The 17,643-nt window shown below is 71.5% G+C and carries 15 protein-coding genes; all 15 read right to left on the bottom strand.

Features of this window, described 5'->3' with window-relative positions:
• Positions 1–105: 105 nt before the first annotated feature.
• On the bottom strand, positions 106–1,011 hold the full coding sequence (gene lepB, locus ABD808_RS09945) for a signal peptidase I (protein WP_344893364.1): 906 nt from the start codon (positions 1,009–1,011) through the stop codon (positions 106–108).
• Positions 1,012–1,210: 199 nt separating this feature from the next.
• The gene (gene rplS / locus ABD808_RS09940; protein ID WP_344893361.1) at positions 1,211–1,561 is read right to left on the bottom strand and encodes a 50S ribosomal protein L19; all 351 of its coding nucleotides are present in this window, start codon (positions 1,559–1,561) and stop codon (positions 1,211–1,213) included.
• Between the two features lie 118 nt (positions 1,562–1,679).
• Positions 1,680–2,498 (bottom strand): tRNA (guanosine(37)-N1)-methyltransferase TrmD, encoded by an 819-nt coding sequence (gene trmD / locus ABD808_RS09935; protein ID WP_344893358.1) that lies wholly within the window; start codon positions 2,496–2,498, stop codon positions 1,680–1,682.
• On the bottom strand, positions 2,495–3,007 hold the full coding sequence (gene rimM, locus ABD808_RS09930) for a ribosome maturation factor RimM (protein ID WP_344893355.1): 513 nt from the start codon (positions 3,005–3,007) through the stop codon (positions 2,495–2,497). Before rimM ends, trmD begins: the two co-directional genes overlap by 4 nt.
• An 11-nt stretch (positions 3,008–3,018) precedes the next feature.
• Positions 3,019–3,261 (bottom strand): RNA-binding protein, encoded by a 243-nt coding sequence (locus ABD808_RS09925; RefSeq protein WP_021598307.1) that lies wholly within the window; start codon positions 3,259–3,261, stop codon positions 3,019–3,021.
• A 1-nt stretch (position 3,262) separates the two neighbouring features.
• Positions 3,263–3,718 (bottom strand): 30S ribosomal protein S16, encoded by a 456-nt coding sequence (rpsP, locus tag ABD808_RS09920; RefSeq protein WP_344893352.1) that lies wholly within the window; start codon positions 3,716–3,718, stop codon positions 3,263–3,265.
• A 227-nt stretch (positions 3,719–3,945) separates the two neighbouring features.
• A complete protein-coding gene (gene ffh / locus ABD808_RS09915; protein WP_344893349.1) occupies positions 3,946–5,544 on the bottom strand; it encodes a signal recognition particle protein in 1,599 nt (532 codons plus the stop codon).
• Between the two features lie 105 nt (positions 5,545–5,649).
• Positions 5,650–7,926, bottom strand: a complete 2,277-nt coding sequence (locus tag ABD808_RS09910) for a [protein-PII] uridylyltransferase (protein ID WP_344893346.1) — start codon at positions 7,924–7,926, stop codon at positions 5,650–5,652.
• On the bottom strand, positions 7,901–8,239 hold the full coding sequence (locus tag ABD808_RS09905; RefSeq protein ID WP_344893343.1) for a P-II family nitrogen regulator: 339 nt from the start codon (positions 8,237–8,239) through the stop codon (positions 7,901–7,903). Before ABD808_RS09905 ends, ABD808_RS09910 begins: the two co-directional genes overlap by 26 nt.
• Positions 8,236–9,561 carry an ammonium transporter gene (locus ABD808_RS09900; RefSeq protein WP_344893340.1) on the bottom strand — a complete coding sequence of 442 codons (1,326 nt, stop codon included), beginning with the start codon at positions 9,559–9,561 and terminating at the stop codon, positions 8,236–8,238. Before ABD808_RS09900 ends, ABD808_RS09905 begins: the two co-directional genes overlap by 4 nt.
• A 169-nt stretch (positions 9,562–9,730) precedes the next feature.
• Positions 9,731–10,885: a signal recognition particle-docking protein FtsY gene (gene ftsY, locus ABD808_RS09895; RefSeq protein WP_344893337.1), complete on the bottom strand. Its 1,155-nt coding sequence runs from the start codon at positions 10,883–10,885 to the stop codon at positions 9,731–9,733.
• Between the two features lie 81 nt (positions 10,886–10,966).
• Entirely contained in the window at positions 10,967–11,629 is a 663-nt protein-coding gene (locus ABD808_RS09890; protein WP_344893334.1) for a DivIVA domain-containing protein, read from the bottom strand.
• 5 nt (positions 11,630–11,634) lie between these two features.
• Complete coding sequence (locus ABD808_RS09885; protein ID WP_344893331.1) at positions 11,635–12,831, bottom strand: globin domain-containing protein; 1,197 nt, start codon at positions 12,829–12,831, stop codon at positions 11,635–11,637.
• Positions 12,832–12,836: 5 nt separating this feature from the next.
• Complete coding sequence (locus ABD808_RS09880) at positions 12,837–13,244, bottom strand: globin domain-containing protein (protein ID WP_344893327.1); 408 nt, start codon at positions 13,242–13,244, stop codon at positions 12,837–12,839.
• A 361-nt stretch (positions 13,245–13,605) separates the two neighbouring features.
• A complete protein-coding gene (gene smc, locus ABD808_RS09875) occupies positions 13,606–17,259 on the bottom strand; it encodes a chromosome segregation protein SMC (RefSeq protein WP_344895343.1) in 3,654 nt (1,217 codons plus the stop codon).
• Positions 17,260–17,643 lie beyond the last annotated feature (384 nt).

Below are 17,643 nucleotides of genomic sequence, written 5' to 3'. Positions count from 1 at the left end.
TACGTTCTGGTGGCCGTGGGCGCAGTGGTCATGTTCTTGCAGGTGCGTTGGACGGCGCTGATGTGGCTATGGCATGCCGTGGACGCGCGGGTGGCGGTCGGGAGTTCAGGGGGCGTGTTTTGTGGGGTGGGGCTTAGGGGCTCTTCGGCGGCGTCTTTGGATGTAGGCGAAGGGGAGTGCGCCTATGGCGCCCAGAGCGTAGGGGGTGGCGGGGACTGCGGCTGCCAGGGACTTTTGTTTGAAGGTGTCGGGGATCGGGAGGGTGTCCATGCGGTTCAGCGGCCAGACGATGACGAAGGCGCGGCCGATGACGCGGTCGGTGGGGATGGTGCCGCCGCCCGGGTCGCCGCGGTGGGAGCGGGAGTCGTAGGAGAGTTCGCGGTGGTCGCCCATGACCCAGAGCTGGCCCGGCTTCACGGTGACGTCGAAGGGGTCGTTGGACGGCTTGTTCCGCTCGTGCGTCACCGGGTCGGTGAACAGGTAGGAGTTCTCGTCCAGCGGGACGCCGTTGACCATGACGCGGCCCTGGGCGTCGCAGCACTTGATGTGGTCGCCGGGGATGCCGATGACGCGCTTGATGTAGTCCTTCTCGTTGGGCGCGACGCCGAAGGCGGTGCCCACGGCCCGCAGTGCCTTCGAGACGGGGTTGCCGGGCTCGTCGACCTCGATCTCCGGGTCCCAGGAGTCGAGGCCGTTGAAGACGATCACGTCGCCGCGGGCGATGTCGCGGGTGTGATAAACGATCTTGTTGACGAGGACGCGGTCGCCGACCTGGAGGGTGTTCTCCATGGATCCCGACGGGATGTAGAAGGCCTGGACCGCGAACGTCTTGATGACGAGCGCGAGCACGACGGCGACCACGATGAGGATGGGGAGCTCTTTCCAGAAGGAGCCCTGTTTCCTCTTCTTGCGTTTGCCCTTGCCGGAGTCGTCGGAGTCGTCGGCCGTCTCGTCGGCCGAATCCACAGGCTCCTTTTCTTCGGGCGCCGCGCCCTCGGCCTCGGATCGCACGTCTCTCCGATCGTTCTCGTCAGTCATCAGAGCGAAAGCCTAGCGGCGAGGTGCCCATTGGACGCCGCCTGTGGGCGTGTCGCCTGCGGCCTGACTGACCATCTCAGTCCGAAACGGGCAACGCCCCGGTAACCGTCTGGGGTTCCCGGGGCGTTGGTGTTCATCAGCTCAGCTGGACCTTTTTTTCGAACGGTGCACGTCAGTGGTCGCGCTTCTCCTTGATGCGCGCCGCCTTGCCGCGCAGATTACGCAGGTAGTAGAGCTTGGCGCGGCGGACGTCTCCGCGGGTGACCACCTCGATCTTGTCGATGGAGGGGCTGTTGATCGGGAACGTCCGCTCGACGCCCACACTGTAGCTGATCTTGCGGACGGTGAACGTCTCGCGGGCGCCGCCGCCCTGACGCCGGATCACCACGCCCTGGAACACCTGGATACGGCTCCGGTTGCCCTCGGTGACGCGCACGTGCACCTTCAGCGTGTCGCCCGGACGGAAGTCCGGGACGTCGGCACGCATCGCGGCCTTCTCGATCTCCTGGATCAGGGTGTGCATCGCAGCGGTTTCCTCATGGTCGAACGCGGACGTCGAGAGGCCCCGGTGTGTCTTGAGTGGGGGCGTCGCGCCGCGGAGTGTGGTCGTGGGGTGCCGTGCAGTTGGACGCACGGACGCTTTAGTCTGCCATATCTTCGGCGTCAACCGGAAAACCGGCCTCACGCAGAACCGCGCGGTCGCGGTCGTCCAGGCCCCCGCGCGCGAGGTGGACCAGCAGGTCGGGACGGTGCTTGGCGGTGCGGCGAAGCGCCTCGTCGCGGCGCCAGCGGGCGATCTCGCCGTGGTGGCCCGACAGCAGGACGTCCGGGACGGGACGTTCCCGCCAGACCTGCGGTTTGGTGTAGACGGGGCCCTCCAGCAGCGACTCCATGGCGCCGGGCGCGAACGAGTCGTCGGAGACGGAGTCGGCGTTGCCGAGGACGCCGGGCAGCAGGCGCCCGACCGCCTCGATCATGACCAGGACCGCGACCTCTCCCCCGGCGAGCACGAAATCGCCGAGGGACACCTCGTCCACGGGCATCCGCGTGCGCGCCTCGTCGACGACCCGCGAGTCGATGCCCTCGTAGCGGCCGCAGGCGAACAGCAGCCATGGCTCGGCGGCGTAGCGGGCAGCGAGTTCCTGTGTGAAGGGGCGCCCGCTCGGGGTCGGGATGATCAGGCGCGGCACCGCCCCGGAACGGCCCCCCGTGGCGGCGCACGGTGCCGTGGACGGGGGCGCGATGGTGTCGAGGGCCTCGCCCCAGGGGTCGGGTTTCATGACCATGCCGGGGCCGCCGCCGTACGGGGTGTCGTCGACGGTGCGGTGCCGGTCGTGGGTCCAGTCGCGCAGGTCGTGGACGTGGACGTCCAGCAGCCCGGTACGCCGCGCCTTGCCCAGAAGAGAGATGTCGAGGGCGGCGAAGTACTCGGGGAAGATCGTGACGATGTCGATTCTCATGGGGCGTCGAGCAGGCCGGGGGGCGGGTCGATGACGAGCCGCCCCCCGGGGACGTCCACCTCGGGGACGAGCGCGGTCACGAAGGGGACCAGCGTCTGCCCGGCGGGGCCGTCCACGACGAGAACGTCCTGGCCGTGGTGCAGGACGTCGGCGACACGGCCGACGTCGGCGCCGTCGGCGGTGACGACGGTGAGGCCGATCAGTTCCCGGTCGTGGAAGTCGTCCGGATCGGCGGACGAGGGGATGTCCTCGGGGTCGACGACGAGCCAGACGCCGCGCAGTTCCTCGGCGGCGTCGCGGTCGGCGATCCCGGTGAAACGCACGAGCAGGCGTCCCGAATGCCAGCGAGTGCGCTCGACGGTGAGGGGGCCGGAGGCCGCGGGGTCGGTGGCGATCGTCGTGCCCGCGGCGAACCGGGTGTCCGGTTCGTCGGTGCGGACGTCGATGCTGATCTCACCGCGAATCCCGTGCGGCCGTCCGATCCGTCCCACCACGAGCGGTTCGCTCATCGGGACGCCACTCAGCGGACCTCGTTGACGTCGAGGAGGTCAACACGCACGTAGCGACCGCCGGAGAGGGCGCTGATCACCGTGCGAAGGGCCTTGGCGGTGCGACCGCTGCGGCCGATGACCTTGCCCAGGTCCTCGGGGTGCACGCGCACCTCGAGGACCCTGCCGCCCCTGATCCGGCGGGCGCGGACCCGGACGTCGTCCGGGTTCTCCACGATCCCGCGGACCAGGTGCTCGAGCGCTTCTTCGAGCACGTCAGCCCTCGCTCTTAGCTTCGTTCGCCTCGGTGGCCTTCGCCTCGGACTTCTTCGGCTCGGCCTTCTTCTTGCCGCGGCCGGTCGTCGCGGCGCCCGAGGCCGCGTCGTCGCCGAGCGACTCCTTGACCGCGGTCTCGAAGACGGCCTTGCGGTCGGGCTTCGGCTCGGCGACCTTGAGGGTGCCCTCGGCGCCCGGCTCGCCCCTGAACTTCTGCCAGTCGCCGGTGATCTTCAGCAGGTTGCGGACGGGCTCGGTCGGCTGCGCGCCGACGCCGAGCCAGTACTGCGCCCGCTCGGAGTCGATCTGGATGAGCGAGGGCTCCTGCTTGGGCTGGTAGATCCCGATCTCTTCGATGGCGCGCCCGTCACGCTTGGTGCGGGCGTCGGCGACGACGATCCGGTACTGCGGGTTCCGGATCTTCCCCAGACGCTTGAGCTTGATCTTGACTGCCACGGGTGTGGTGTACTCCAGACTTCATCACAGGGTGGACGGGCCCGCGCCAGGTGGGGAACACCGGCTCGCGGCCGCCCGAGGACTCCGGTCGCGCAGGACGAGAGAGGGCGCCTGGCGACTCCGGGGTTTCCAGCCTGTCATTCTGCCAGACGATCCGCGCGAACGCGCAATCGTACGATCCCGTGTCGCCGCCGGGGCACCGGAGCCGGGCCACCGCCGGAGCCGGGCTACTTCTTCTTGCGGCCCGGGAACTTGTTCACGTCGGGCATCTGGAACCCGGGCGGGAGCTTGCCGAGGCCCGGCGGGAGCCCGCCGGGGGCACCGCCGGAGCCGCCGGGCCCGCCGAGGCCGGGCGGGAGGCCCTGCGGCGTCGCGTCGGCCGCGGGCTGCTGCTCCTGGGGCTGCTTGCCCCCGACGGCGCGTTTGCGCGGGTCGCCGCTGCGCTGCTTGCCCTTCTTGTTCTTGGCCGCCTTCGCGGCCCTGGTCTTGCGGCGGCCGCCGCCGGGCATGCCGGGCAGGCCCATCCCGCCCGCCATCTGGCGCATCATCTTCTGCGCGTCGAAGAAGCGGGTGACGAGGCTGCTGACCTCGCCGACGCTAACGCCGGAGCCGGTCGCGATGCGGGCCCGCCGGGAACCGTTGATGATCTTCGGCTGGCTGCGTTCCTGCGGGGTCATGGAGCGGATGATCGCGGCGATCCGGTCGAGGTCGCGGTCGTCGATCTGGTTGACCTGCTCCCTGACCTGGCCCATCCCGGGCATCATGCCGAGCAGGTTGCCGATCGGCCCGAGCTTGCGGATCATCATCATCTGTTCGAGGAAGTCCTCGAGGGTGAAGTCCTCGCCCGAGGCGAACTTGCTGGACATCTTCTCGGCCTGCTCGGCGTCGAACGCCTGCTCGGCCTGCTCGATCAGGGTGAGGATGTCGCCCATGTCGAGGATGCGGCCCGCCATGCGGTCCGGGTGGAAGACGCTGAAGTCCTCCAACTTCTCGCCCGTCGAGGCGAACATGATCGGACGGCCGGTGATGTGCCGGACGGACAGGGCCGCGCCGCCGCGCGCGTCGCCGTCGAGCTTGGTGAGGACGACGCCGTCGAAGCCGACGCCGTCCATGAACGCCTGCGCGGTGTTGACGGCGTCCTGGCCGACCATGGCGTCGACGACGAACAGGATGTCGTCGGGCTTGACGGCGTCGCGGATGTCGATCGCCTGCTGCATCATCTCGGTGTCGACGCCGAGGCGCCCGGCCGTGTCGATGACGACGACGTCGTGCTGGGCGTGCTTGGCCTGCTCGATGGAGCGGCGCGACACGTCCACCGGGTCGCCGACGCCGCTGCCCGGCTCGGGCGCGAACACCGGCACCCCGGCCCGCTCGCCGACGACCTGGAGCTGCTGGACGGCGTTCGGACGTTGCAGGTCGGCGGCCACGAGCATCGGCGCGTGACCCTCCTGCTTGAGCCACCGGGCGAGCTTGCCCGCGAGGGTCGTCTTACCGGCGCCCTGGAGGCCCGCCAGCATGATCACGGTGGGCGGGTTCTTGGCCAGCCGGATCCGCCGGGTCTCGCCGCCGAGGATGTTGACGAGCTCCTCGTTGACGATCTTGACGACCTGCTGCGCCGGGTTCAGCGCCTGCGAGACCTCCGAGCCGCGCGCCCGCTCCTTGACCTGGGCGATGAAGTCCTTGACGACGGGAAGCGCGACGTCGGCCTCGAGCAGGGCGATCCGGATCTCGCGGGCCGTGGCGTCGATGTCGGCCTCGGAGAGCCGGCCCTTGCTGCGCAGCGACGAGAAGACCGTCGTCAACCGGTCGGAGAGCGTCTCGAACACGTGTCTGGACCGTCCTTGGAAAGCTTCTGGGATCGCATATCAGCGTATCGGGTAACCGGACGAGCCCCACCCCCCTTACCCGGACAGTTCCCGGTGGACGGGTGGTCAGCCCAGCGCCGCGAGGATGTCGGCACGGACGCCCGCCAGGTCGGCGGGGTCGTCCAGGGGGCGGCCGGCCGCGTCCACGACGTAGAAGACGTCCACGGCCTCGGCGCCCAGGGTGTCGACGCGGGCGGCGCGAACGTCCAGGTCACGGGCACCGAGCGCCTGTCCGACGCGGCAGAGCAGGCCCGGCCGGTCATGGGCGCGGACCTCCACGACGGTGGCGGTGCGGGACGCGTCGTCCACGATCACGACGCGCGGCGGGGCCACCGCCGGGCCGGGACGCATCGACCGGGCGCGGCGTTCCAGGCGGTCCGCGACGTCGAGCCGGTCGGCGAGCATGCGGCGCAGGTCGGCCTCCAGGGTGGCCGGATCCGGCGGGTTGCCGTACTCGGGCACGGCCGTGAAGTCGAGCACGGCCGTCCGGTAGGGGGCGGTGTTCGGTTTCACGGCGGCGGAGACGGTGCGGGCGGTCTTCACGGCCAGCCGGTGCAGGGCGAGGACGCCCGCCGCGCGCCAGAGCAGGCCGGGACGGTCGGGAGCGGAGATGGTGATCCGCGAGCCGACGACGCGGACGGCGGCTCCGTCATGGCGGGCGAGGGCGACGTGGTCGGGGTCGAGAGCGGGGACGGGCGGGGGCGTCCCGCCGGACAGGGCGGCGGCCGCGCGGCCCGCGAGGTCGGCGACGAGGCGTGCCTTCCAGGTTCCCCAGGCGCCGGGGCCGGTGGCCTCCCCGTCGGCGACGGCAAGCGCGGCGAGGAGATCGAGGATCTCGCGCTCGCGGCCGGGCACCCGCGCGACGGCGGCCGTGACGGTCTGGACGGTGACCGGGTCGTCGATGTCGCGGCGGGTGGCGGTCTCGGGCAGGAGCAGGTGGTGGCGGACGAGCGTTTCCAGCACGCGGACGTCGTCCTCGGCGAATCCGAGGCGGGCGCCGATGTCGCGGGCGACGGCGGCCCCGGCGGTGGAGTGGTCGCCGCCCCGGCCCTTGCCGATGTCGTGCAGGAGTGCGCCGACGAGGAGCAGGTCGGGACGGGCGACGTCACGGGTGAGGGCGGCGGCGCGCGCGGCGGTCTCCACGAGGTGGCGGTCGACGGTGTAGCGGTGGACGGGGTTGCGCTGCGGCCGGTTCCGGACGTGCTCCCACCCGGGCAGCAGCCGGACGATCAACCCTGCCTGGTCGAGCGCCTCCCACACGCCGATGGCGGCGGGACCGGCGCCGAGCAGCGACACGAGCGCGTCGCGGGCGGCGGCGGGCCACGGCGTCCCGGGCAGGGCGGCGCGCTCGGCGAGCCGGGTGACGGTGGCGGGGGCGAGCGGCAGGCCCGCCTGGGCGGCGGCAGCGGCGACGCAGAGGGTGATCGCCGGGTCGTCCAGATCGGCATCGCGGGCGAGGACGACCTGGCCGTCGTGGTCGACGGCTCCGTCCCCGACCGGACGCCGCTCGACGACTCCGCGCGTCCTGGTGAGGCGGTGCACCCGATGCCAGGTGTGGGACGACGCGTAGGCGATGGCGCGGGCGGCCTCAGCGACGCGGCGTTGCAGGACGTCGGCGTCGGCGAACCCGAGCGCACGGGCCACAGCGTCGCGTTCTTGGAGGACGAGGCGGTCGCCGGAACGTCCCGTGACCTCGTGCAGCGCGTGCCGGACGTCCAGGAGCAGGTCATGGGCCGCCCGGACCCGCCCGTCCGGCCCCGACGTCACCCAGGACGCGGCGACGGCATGCATGACCTGGACGTCGCGCAGCCCCCCGCGCGCCTCCTTCAGGTCGGGTTCCTGGAGGAAGGCCAGTTCACCGTGGGTCTCCCACCGGTCGCGGCAGAGCCGGGCCAACTCGTCCAGGCGGGTGCGGGCGTCCGCACGCCAGTCGGCGAGGACGGCGGCGCGCAGCTCGTCCGCGAGCGCGCCGTCGCCCGCGATCCGCCGCGCCGAGAGCAGCCCGAGGGCCACCTTGAGGTCGGCGCGCGCCACCGTCCGCGCCTCGTCGACGGTGCGGACGGAGTGGTCGAGCCGCAGCCCGGAGTCCCACACGGGGTACCAGATCCGGTCGGCGAGCCCGGCGATCCCAGGGCCGCCACGGTGCAGCAGGACCAGATCGAGGTCGCCGCCGGGCGTCAGCTCGCGCCGGGCGTGGCCGCCGACGGCGAGCAGCGCGACACCGTCCTGGACGGGGCCGCCGGTCACCAGGGACGCCAGCCAGCGGTCCAGGTCGGCCGACCGGGCGGCCCGCGCCGAGGCGAGGGCCGCCCGGCCGTCAGAGGGCTTCCGGTCCGGTCTCACCGGTGCGGACCCGGACGACGGTGTCGACGGGGACGGCCCAGACCTTGCCGTCGCCGATCTTGTCGGTGCGGGCCGCCTTGACGATCACGTCGATGATGTCGTCGGCGTCCGCGGCCTCCACCAGGACCTCGATCCGCAGCTTGGGCACCAGGTCGACCTGGTACTCGGCGCCCCGGTAGACCTCGGTGTGGCCCTTCTGCCTGCCGTAGCCGCTGGCCTCGCTGACGGTCAGGCCGCGCACCCCGAACGCCTCCAGGGCCCGCCTGACCTCGTCCAGCTTGAACGGCTTGATGACTGCCGTGATCAGCTTCATCCCTTCGCCTCCACTTTCCGTGCCGTGACGGGCGCCGCCGCGGTCGCGCCGGAGCCGATGCCCGCCCGGATGGTGCCGAAGTCGTAGGCCGTCTCGGCGTGCGCCGTGCGGTCGATTCCGGCGGCCTCGTCGTCCGCGTCGATCCGGAACCCGAGCACCCGGTCGATGATCTTCGCGATCACGTAGGTGACGGTGAACGAGTAGACGAGGGTCGCGAGGACGGCCACCGCCTGCTTGCCGAGCAGCCCGAACCCGCCGCCGGTGAGCAGCCCGTCGGCGCCCGCGTCGTTCACGGTGGTGGTGGCGAGCAGGCCGATGAGCAGGGCGCCGACGATGCCGCCGACCATGTGGACGCCGACGACGTCCAGCGAGTCGTCGTACCCGAGCCGGTACTTCAGGCCGACCGCGAACGCGCAGACCGCGCCCGCGACGAGCCCGAGTCCGATGGCGCCGAGCGGCGTGACGAACGCGCAGGCCGGGGTGACGGCGACCAGCCCGGCGACGATGCCGGACGCGATGCCGAGCGTCGTGGACGCCCCGTCCCGCAGCTTCTCCACCACGATCCAGGCGAACCCGGCGGCGCAGGCGGCGGCGAGCGTGTTCACGAACGCGACGGCGGCGGCGGCACCGGCGCCGAGCGCCGACCCGGCGTTGAACCCGAACCAGCCGAACCACAGCAGCCCGGCGCCGAGCAGGACGAACGGCAGGTTGTGCGGACGCATCGGCTCCTCCGGCCAGCCCCGGCGCCGCCCGAGGACGAGGACCAGCGCGAGCGCGGCGGCGCCCGCGTTGATGTGCACGACGGTGCCGCCCGCGAAGTCGAGTGCGCCGAGGTCGAAGAGCCAGCCCGCCTTGTCGCCGTCCGACCACCACACCCAGTGGGCGATCGGGACGTACACGAGCGTCATCCACGCGAGCGCGAACACGACCCACGCGCCGAACTTGGCGCGGTCCGCGACGGCGCCGCTGATCAGCGCGACGGTGATGATCGCGAACGTCGCCTGGAACGCCACGAACACGAGTTGCGGGACGCCGGTGCCGTCGCCGGTCGTCGCGGCGTCCTCCAGGCCGAGCAGGCCCCAGTCGCCGAACCCGCCGATCACGGGGCTGAGCACGCCGCCGTCGCCGAACGTGAGGGAGTAGCCGTAGACGACCCACGCCATCCCCACGACGGCGATGCTGACGAAGCTCATCATCATCATGTTGAGCACGCTCTTGGCCCGGCTCATGCCTCCGTAGAAGAAGGCGAGCCCGGGCGTCATCAGCAGGACGAGCGCGGTGCTCGTCAGCATCCAGGCGGTACCACCGCTGTCGATCTTCATCTCTGAGAGTCCTCCCACGCCAGGGGAACCTGACTGCTCAGAGACTCGGGCGCGGCCGTTTCACCCGAGGGGCGGGGACGTTTCCACGGTGTGAAACCGCGGCCCGCCGTGTTTCGCCGGTGTTACCAAATCCCTACATACCGCGTTCGGGGGCGGATTGGCCTGTTTCTCACTCGCCGAGGATGGCGTCCACGAAGGCCTCGGGTTCGAACGGGGCGAGATCGTCCGGGCCCTCGCCGAGCCCGACCAGCTTGACCGGGACGCCAAGCTCGCGCTGGACCTGGACGACGATGCCGCCCTTCGCGGTGCCGTCAAGCTTGGTCAGCACCACGCCGGTGATGTTGACGACCTCGGCGAACACGCGGGCCTGCTGCATGCCGTTCTGACCGGTGGTCGCGTCCAGGACGAGCAGGACCTCGTCGACCATGGCCTGCTTCTCCACGACGCGCTTGACCTTGCCGAGCTCGTCCATCAGCCCGGTCTTGGTGTGCAGCCGCCCGGCGGTGTCGACGATCACGACGTCGACCTTGGTGTCGATGCCCTGCTTGACGGCGTCGAACGCGACGCTGGCCGGGTCGGCGCCCTCGTCCCTGCGGACGACCTGCGCCCCGACGCGGCTCCCCCACGTCTCCAACTGGTCGGCGGCGGCGGCGCGGAACGTGTCGGCGGCGCCGAGCAGCACGGTCTTCCCGTCGCCGACGAGGACGCGGCCGAGCTTGCCGCACGTCGTGGTCTTGCCCGTCCCGTTGACGCCGACGACCATCAGCACGGCGGGACGCTCACCCGGCGTCTCGGTGTGCAGCGACCGGTCCAGATCGGGCCCGATCTGCTTGACCAGCTCCTCCTTGAGCATGTCGCGCACCTCGCCCGGCGTGCGCGTGCCGAGCACCTGGACGCGGGTCCGCAGGTCGTCGGTGACCTGGCGCGCCACGGTCGTGCCCATGTCGGCGGTGATGAGGGTGTCCTCGATCTCCTCCCAGGCGTCGTCGTCGAGCGTCTCGCGCGACAGCAGCCCGAGCAGGGTCTTGCCGAACGTGGTCTGCGACCGGGCGAGCCGCGCCCGCAGCCGGACGAGCCGTCCGGCCCCCGGCGGCGGCTTCTCGATCTCGACGGCGGGCCGCTGCGGCGGCACCTCCACCGGCGGCGCGCGCTCGGCCGGGGGCGCCCCGGCGTCCGCCTCGTCGACGGCGGTCGCGCCCCCCGCCCGCTCCGAGGGCCGCTCGACGGGCGGCCTCGGCCGCCCCGCGCGCGGCCGTACCAACAGGACACCGCCGACGACCAACGCGACGACGACCAGCGCGGCAACAACGATCACAAATTCCATAGCGCCCCCAGTTTCCCAGAACACGTCGCCCGGCGGAGCCAGCCCCCCGGTGGGCGTGTCCTCGCCGCCCGGATCGGGGGGCTAGTGGGGCTGGGAGGCTCGTTCGGACGCTTCCCATTCGTCGACGTTGCGCAGGAGGGCTTCGAGGTAGGAGCGCAGGTGGGTGCGGTAGACGTCGCTGTAGGTGCGCAGGTAGGCGACCTCTCGTTCCAGTTCCATGGCGCGCCGTTCGTCGTCCGGCGGGCCCGGGGGGCGGGAGGCCGGACGGGCGGCCTGTTCGGCGGTGCGGACGGCCGCGTCGGCGACGGCGGCGGCCTTGCGGTGGGCGTCCTCCAGGATGTGCTCGGCGCGTCCCTTGGCGTCGGACAGGATCGCCTCGCGGTGCAGGCGGGCCTCGTGGGACAGCTCGCGGGTGTAGCGCTCGGCGTCGGCGACGTACAGGTCGGCGGTCTGCTGCGCCTGCGACAGGATCCGGACGGCCTGGAAGTGCGCGTCCTCGGGCGCCATGACCCGCGGCGTCCCCTCGGCGCCCTCGGCGCGCAGCCGGGTGACCTCGTCGGCCAGGGCCCCTCTCTCGCCGAGGAGCTGGACGAGTTCACGCTCGACGTGCGTCAGGAACGTGCGGACCTGGTCCTCGTCGAATCCGCGGCGACCGAGGGCCGCTCGGGCGAACACCACCGTCTGGAGTTCGGCGGGCGTCAGCCGCGTGCCCTCGGAGACGACGGGCAGGTCAGGAGGGTTCATCGCGCTCACCTCTGGGCGTCTGCGAAGGATTCCAACCGGATCTGGTCGCGCGGAAGGCCGAGCTGTAGGAGCTGCTCGACCGTATGGCCGACCATAGCCGAGGGGCCGCACACATAGGCGTCGTGATCGTTCCAAGGGCCGCGTTTGGCCACGACGTCTGACAGGTTCCCGAATTCCAGCTCGTCGTCGCCGGACCGCGAGACCGGTTCGAACCAGCTTCCCGGGCGGCGGACGCCCGACTGGAGCACGGCCGAGAAGCCGTGCCCCCCGGGTTCGTCCGACACGGCGGGGACGACGGTGAGCCATGGGAACTCGTCGGCGAGCTTCGTGAGGTCTTCCAGGTCGTACAGACCGTCACGGGTGCGGGCGCCGAAGAACAGGTGAACGCGGGGCGGGACGGGACGACCCGAGATCTGCTCCAGGATGGCCTTGAGCGGGGCGAGTCCCGTGCTGCCCCCGATGAGCAGCACGTCCCGTTCGGACGACTCGTCCAGCGTGAGCGTCCCGATGGGCGCGCCCATCCGGATCCGGTCGCCCGTCTCGGTCGCGCGCACCAGGACGGAGCTGACCGGGCCGCCGTCCACGAGACGCACGTGGAAGTCGAGCGTGTGGTCGGGACGCGGCGCGTTCGCCATCGAGTAGTACCGCCAGTGCCGCAGCCGTGACTGCACCTCGATCGCGACGGACTGCCCGGGCAGGTACGGCAGCGGCCGGTCCGGCTGGACCCGCAGGACGCTGATGTCGAACCTGCGCCGCTCGACCGCGACGATCTGGCCGTCCCACCAGGCGGGGCGGGTCAGGGCGTCCTCGTCGGCCGCTTCGAGCATGACCTTGGCGACGAGACCGTAGGCGGCGCTCCAGTCGCTCTCCAGTTCGTCGTTCCAGGCCGGTCCGGAGAAGTGCCGGAGGGTGGCGATGAGGCTCGCCCCCACGTTCGGGTAGTGCTCGGCGACGATCCCGAACCTGCGATGGTCGCGGCCGAGCTGTTGGAGGAACGTGACGAGGGTCGGCAGATCGTCCACCTGGGAGACGATCTGTCCGAGGGCGCGCAGCAGCTTGTCGCGCTGGGCGCTCATCCCGACCGGGAACATGTCGCGCAGATGGGGATTGCGGACGAACAGGTCGGCGTAGAAGAAAAGCGCGACGGCGTCGCCCTGTTCGGCGACGTGCGCGAAGTTGTCCTTGAGGCGCTGTGCGTCCACGTGGATCAGGAGACGAGCTCCGCGGCGGCCCCGGCCATGACCTCCGTGACGAGGCCGTAGGCGGCCGTCCAGTCCCGTTCGAGGTCGTCGTTCCACTCGGGTCCGCTGAAGTAGGCGAGGGTGGCCAGGAGGCTGACCCCGACCGGCCCGTAGTGCTCGCGCAGGACGCCGAAGCCGTGGTGGCGGCGGCCGAGGTCCTCCAGGTACGGGATGAGCGTGTCGTGGTCGTCGACGGACGACACGACCTGGGTGAGCGCGCCGAGCAGGACCTCGTACTGCCTGGTCATCCCGGTGGGGAACATCCGCCTGAGCTGCGGCTCCCGGGCGAAAAGGTCGGCGTAGAAATATTCGGCGACGTCAACGCCGTTCGCGCCCACCAGGGCGAAATTGTCTTTGAGTTTCTGCGCGTCCACGGGCATCACCTCCCGGGATCTCCGTAACGGGCGGGGGCGTCCGGTAGGGGAGCCGGAGATCCACGGTGCATATGCGTAGTGGATCGGCGCAAAGCCGCACAAGCCCGTGAGCGTCGCCGCACCGTCACGGTCAGTGCATGTCAGTGGCGTGGTCCAACCCGTCACCGGCGCAAATACACCGAGGCCAAACCGTTATAGGCCGTGAAAATAACCGTGACCCGATCATGCATGCCCGATATATGCACTACCGACCGATGTAACGGTCCAAGAAAAGTGCCAATCTTTTTACCATCCGGCGAACTGAACTCCGTTCGGTACGCGCCGCGCCGGTGCCATCAGCGTCCATCGTCAGTGGCCGCCGTCAGTCGCGCAGGCGCTGGCTGACGACCTGGGTGACGCCGTCGCCCCGCATGCTGACGCCGTAGAGCGCGTCGGCGCCCTCCATGGTCCGCTTCTGGTGCGTGATCACGATGAGCTGGGACGACTCGCGCAGCTCCTCGAAGACCGTGATGAGGCGCTGCGTGTTGGTGTCGTCCAGCGCGGCCTCGACCTCGTCCAGGACGTAGAACGGCGACGGACGGGCCTTGAAGACGGCGACGAGGAACGCGATCGCCACCAGCGACCGCTCGCCGCCCGACAGCAGCGACAGCCGCTTGACCTTCTTGCCGGGCGGACGGGCCGCGACCTCGACGCCGGTGGCGAGCATGTCGCCCGGCTCGGTCAGCGACAGGCTGCCCTCCCCGCCCGGGAACAGGCGGGCGAAAATGCGTTCGAATTCACGGGCGGTGTCGTCGTAGGCGGAGGCGAACACCTGCTGGACGCGGTCGTCGACCTCTTTGACGAGGCTGAGGAGTTCCCGCTGGGTCTTCTTCAGATCCTCCAGCTGCGAGGTGAGGAAGGCGTGCCGCTCTTCCAGTGCCGCGAACTCCTCCAGCGCCAGCGGATTGACCTTGCCAAGCTGGTTGAGCTGGCGTTCCGCCGTTTTCGCGCGCTTTTCCTGAACGGCTCGTTCATAGGGGGTGGGCTGCGCGTCCTCCCCTTTTTCGGGGTCGGGCGGAACGGGCTGGTCGGGCCCGTATTCCGAGACGAGCGACTCGACCTCCAGGCCGAATTCCTCCAGCGTCCGCTGTTCGAGCTGTTCCAGCCGGAGCCGTTGTTCGGCGCGGGCGACCTCGTTGCCGTGCACGACGTTGACGAGCCGTTCGAGCGTGGCCGAGAGCTCACGGACCTGCGTCCGGACGACCTTCAGCTCCGCCTCGCGCGCCGCCTTGGCCTGCTCGGCCGCCTCCCGCCGCCGGACGGCCGCGTCCAGGGAGTGCTCGATGCGGTCCAGCGCCGTCGTGGCGCCCCGCAGGACGGCGGCGGCGACCCTGGCCTGCTCCTCGCGGCGGGCGCGACGTCGCGCCGCGTGGGCCCGTTCCTCGCGTTCGCGGCGGGCGCCGCGTTCGAGGGCGTCGGCGCGTCCGGCGATGGCCTGGACGCGCTCCTCGGCGGTGCGGACCGTCAGCCGCGCCTCCATCTCTACGGCGCGCAACTCCTGGCAGCGGGCGTTCAGCTCGTCGCGGGCCTCGGTGTCGTGCCCGACGTCGTCGGCGACGTTCGCGGCCTCCTCCGCCTCGGCGAGCCGCATCGCCAGCTCCTCGGCGGCCTCCGTGTCGCGCTCCACGGACTCGTTGGCCGCGTCCAGCGCCTTCGTCAGCCGCTCCGCCTCGCCCCGGGCCGCGCGGACGTCGGCCTCCAGCCGGGCGGCTCGCTGCGCCTCCTGGGCGGCCTGCGCGTCGAACTCGCGCAGGCGCGCGCGGACACGGTCCAGCTCCGTCTGTGCCTGGTTCACGCTCGACTGGGCTCCGCCAACGGCGGCTTCGGCGGCCTCCACCGCCCCTTGCGCGGACTGCTCACGTTCCAGACAGGCAGCGAGTTCGTCGGCGGCCGCGATGGCCGCCGTCTCCGTCGCCGCCAGATCCTCGGTGGCCTCGTCGAGCGTCGCGCGCATCTGCAACAGGCCCTGCCCGCCCGCCGCGCCGCCCTGCGCCCAGTGGGCGCCGACAAGCTCACCGTCACGGGTCACGGCGCGCACGGACGGCCGCCCGCGCACGAGTGCCGCCGCCGCTGGGACGTCGTCCACCACGGCCACATCGCGCAACAAATGCTCCACGGCCGGACGCACCGAATCCGACACGCGCACCGCGTCGACCGCGTAGTCGACGCCGGGAACGCGGTCCCACGACACGGCCGCTCCCCCGCCGACCAGCAGCCCGGCGCGGCCCGCGTCCCGGGACCGCAGCAGCGCGAGCGCCGCCTCCGCCGTGGCGAGCGAGCCGACCGCGATGGCCTCGGCGGCGTTGCCGAGCGCCGCCGCGACCGCCGTCTCATACCCGGGGCGGACGTTCAGCAGCGACGCGACCGTCCCCAGCACACCGTCGAGCGAACCGTCGGACCCCGCCGACAGCAACGCCTCACCACCGTCGGCGGCGCTCGCCAGCGTCAGGTCGAGGGCCTCGATCCGCGCCTGCAACGCGGCGACCTTCTTCTGCGTCGCCTGGTCGGCCGAGCGGGCCGAGCCCACCGCCGCGCGGGCCTCCTTCAGGGCGCGGCGCGGCCCGTCCACCGCCGCCCGCGCCGACTCGGCGGCGTCCTTCGCCGTGGCGAGCGCCTCCTGGGCGGCCTCGTGCTCGGCCGCGAGCGCCGGATCCTCGACGACCTCCGCCTCGAACGCCTCGAACTCCACCCGGGCCGCCTCGGCGCGCTGCCCGGCCTCCTCACGGGCGTCGGCGAGGCGTCCGATCTCCGACCGTCCGGCCTGCGCCTTGCTGCGCAGCGCCTCGACGCGCCCGCGCAACCGGGCCAGCTCCTCACGGCGGTCAGCGGCGGCACGGGCCGCCGCCCGCAACCGGTGCTCCTCGCCCGCGAGGGCGTCCTCGGCACCCGACCGCTCCTCGACGGCCCTGGACAGGCCGTCCTGTGCCTCTTCCAGCGCGGCCCGCAGCATCTCCTCCTGCTCGCGGATCTCGACGGCCTCGCGCTCCATGTCCTCCGGATCGCGGCCGCGCCGTTCCTCCTCGCGCGCCTCAGCCGCGTTGCGGTGCCGCTCGGCGGCGAGGTCGGCGACGCCGCGCAGCCGCTCCTTCAGCGCCGACAGCCGGAACCAGGTGTCCTGGACGCTGGCGAGCATCGGCGCCTGCTCGGCCTCCTCCGCCTCCAGCAGCCCCTCGCGCTCCTGCGCCTCCGCGAGCGCCCGTTCCGTCTCGGTGCGCCGCTCGCGGACGGCCGCCTCGTCGGCCGCCTCCTGCTCCAGCCTCGTCCGCAGGGTGACCAGGTCGTCGGCCAGCAGCCGCAGCCGCGCGTCCCGCCAGTCGGCCTGGATGACGGCGGCCCTGCGCGCGATCTCCGCCTGCCTGCCCAGCGGCTTCAGCTGCCGCCGCAGCTCACCGGTGAGGTCCTGGACGCGGGTGAGGTTGCCCTGCATCGCGTCCAGCTTGCGGAGCGCCTTCTCCTTGCGCTTGCGGTGCTTGAGGACGCCCGCCGCCTCCTCGATCACGGCCCGGCGCCCCTCGGGACCCGAGTGCAGGACGCGGTCCAGCTGCCCCTGCCCGATGATCACGTGCATCTCGCGGCCGATGCCGGAGTCCGACAGCAGCTCCTGGATGTCCAGCAACCGGGCCGAGTCGCCGTTGATCGAGTACTCGCTGGACCCGGACCGGAACATCAACCGGCTGATCGTGACCTCGGTGTAGTCGATCGGCAGGGCCCCGTCGGAGTTGTCGATCGTCAGCACGACCTCGGCGCGGCCGAGCGGCGCCCGGCTCGCGGTGCCGGCGAAGATGACGTCCTCCATCTTCCCGCCGCGCAGCGACTTGGCGCCCTGCTCCCCCATCACCCAGGCCAGCGCGTCCACCACATTGGACTTGCCCGACCCGTTCGGCCCCACGACCGCCGTGATGCCCGGCTCGAACTTCAACGTGGTGGACGACGCGAAGGACTTGAAGCCGCGCAACGTCAGCGTCTTCAGGTACACGTCCTCCCCGCCTCCCTCCTCCACGGAGCCGACATCATCCGACGCACGATACCGAAAAGCCGCGGCATCCTCCGTCAGACGCGGTCGAGGCGGGCGCGCCGCGCACACCACCCCACCGTCCGGATCCGAGCGGATAACACGAAAGCGCGGACCCGGACATACCGGAATGGTGTGAGTTTTGACCCAATCTTGACCACCAGTGGGCGGCCATTGGCTCACGACGCAGAAATGGCGAACGTCCCCGCTCAGCCAAAAGGCACAAGCAGAACGACCGCGTTGTGGGACGAGTGACAGTCCGTGACCGAGAACCAGACCTCAACCACGGTCACGCGCAGGCGTGTGGAGCGAGTTCAACGAGCGGAACGCGCATGCGCGCCGACGCAG

Origin of the sequence: Actinomadura meridiana (assembly GCF_039537545.1) — a bacterium.
Lineage (GTDB): Bacteria > Actinomycetota > Actinomycetes > Streptosporangiales > Streptosporangiaceae > Spirillospora > Spirillospora meridiana.
This window is presented reverse-complemented; position numbering and strand designations above follow the sequence as displayed.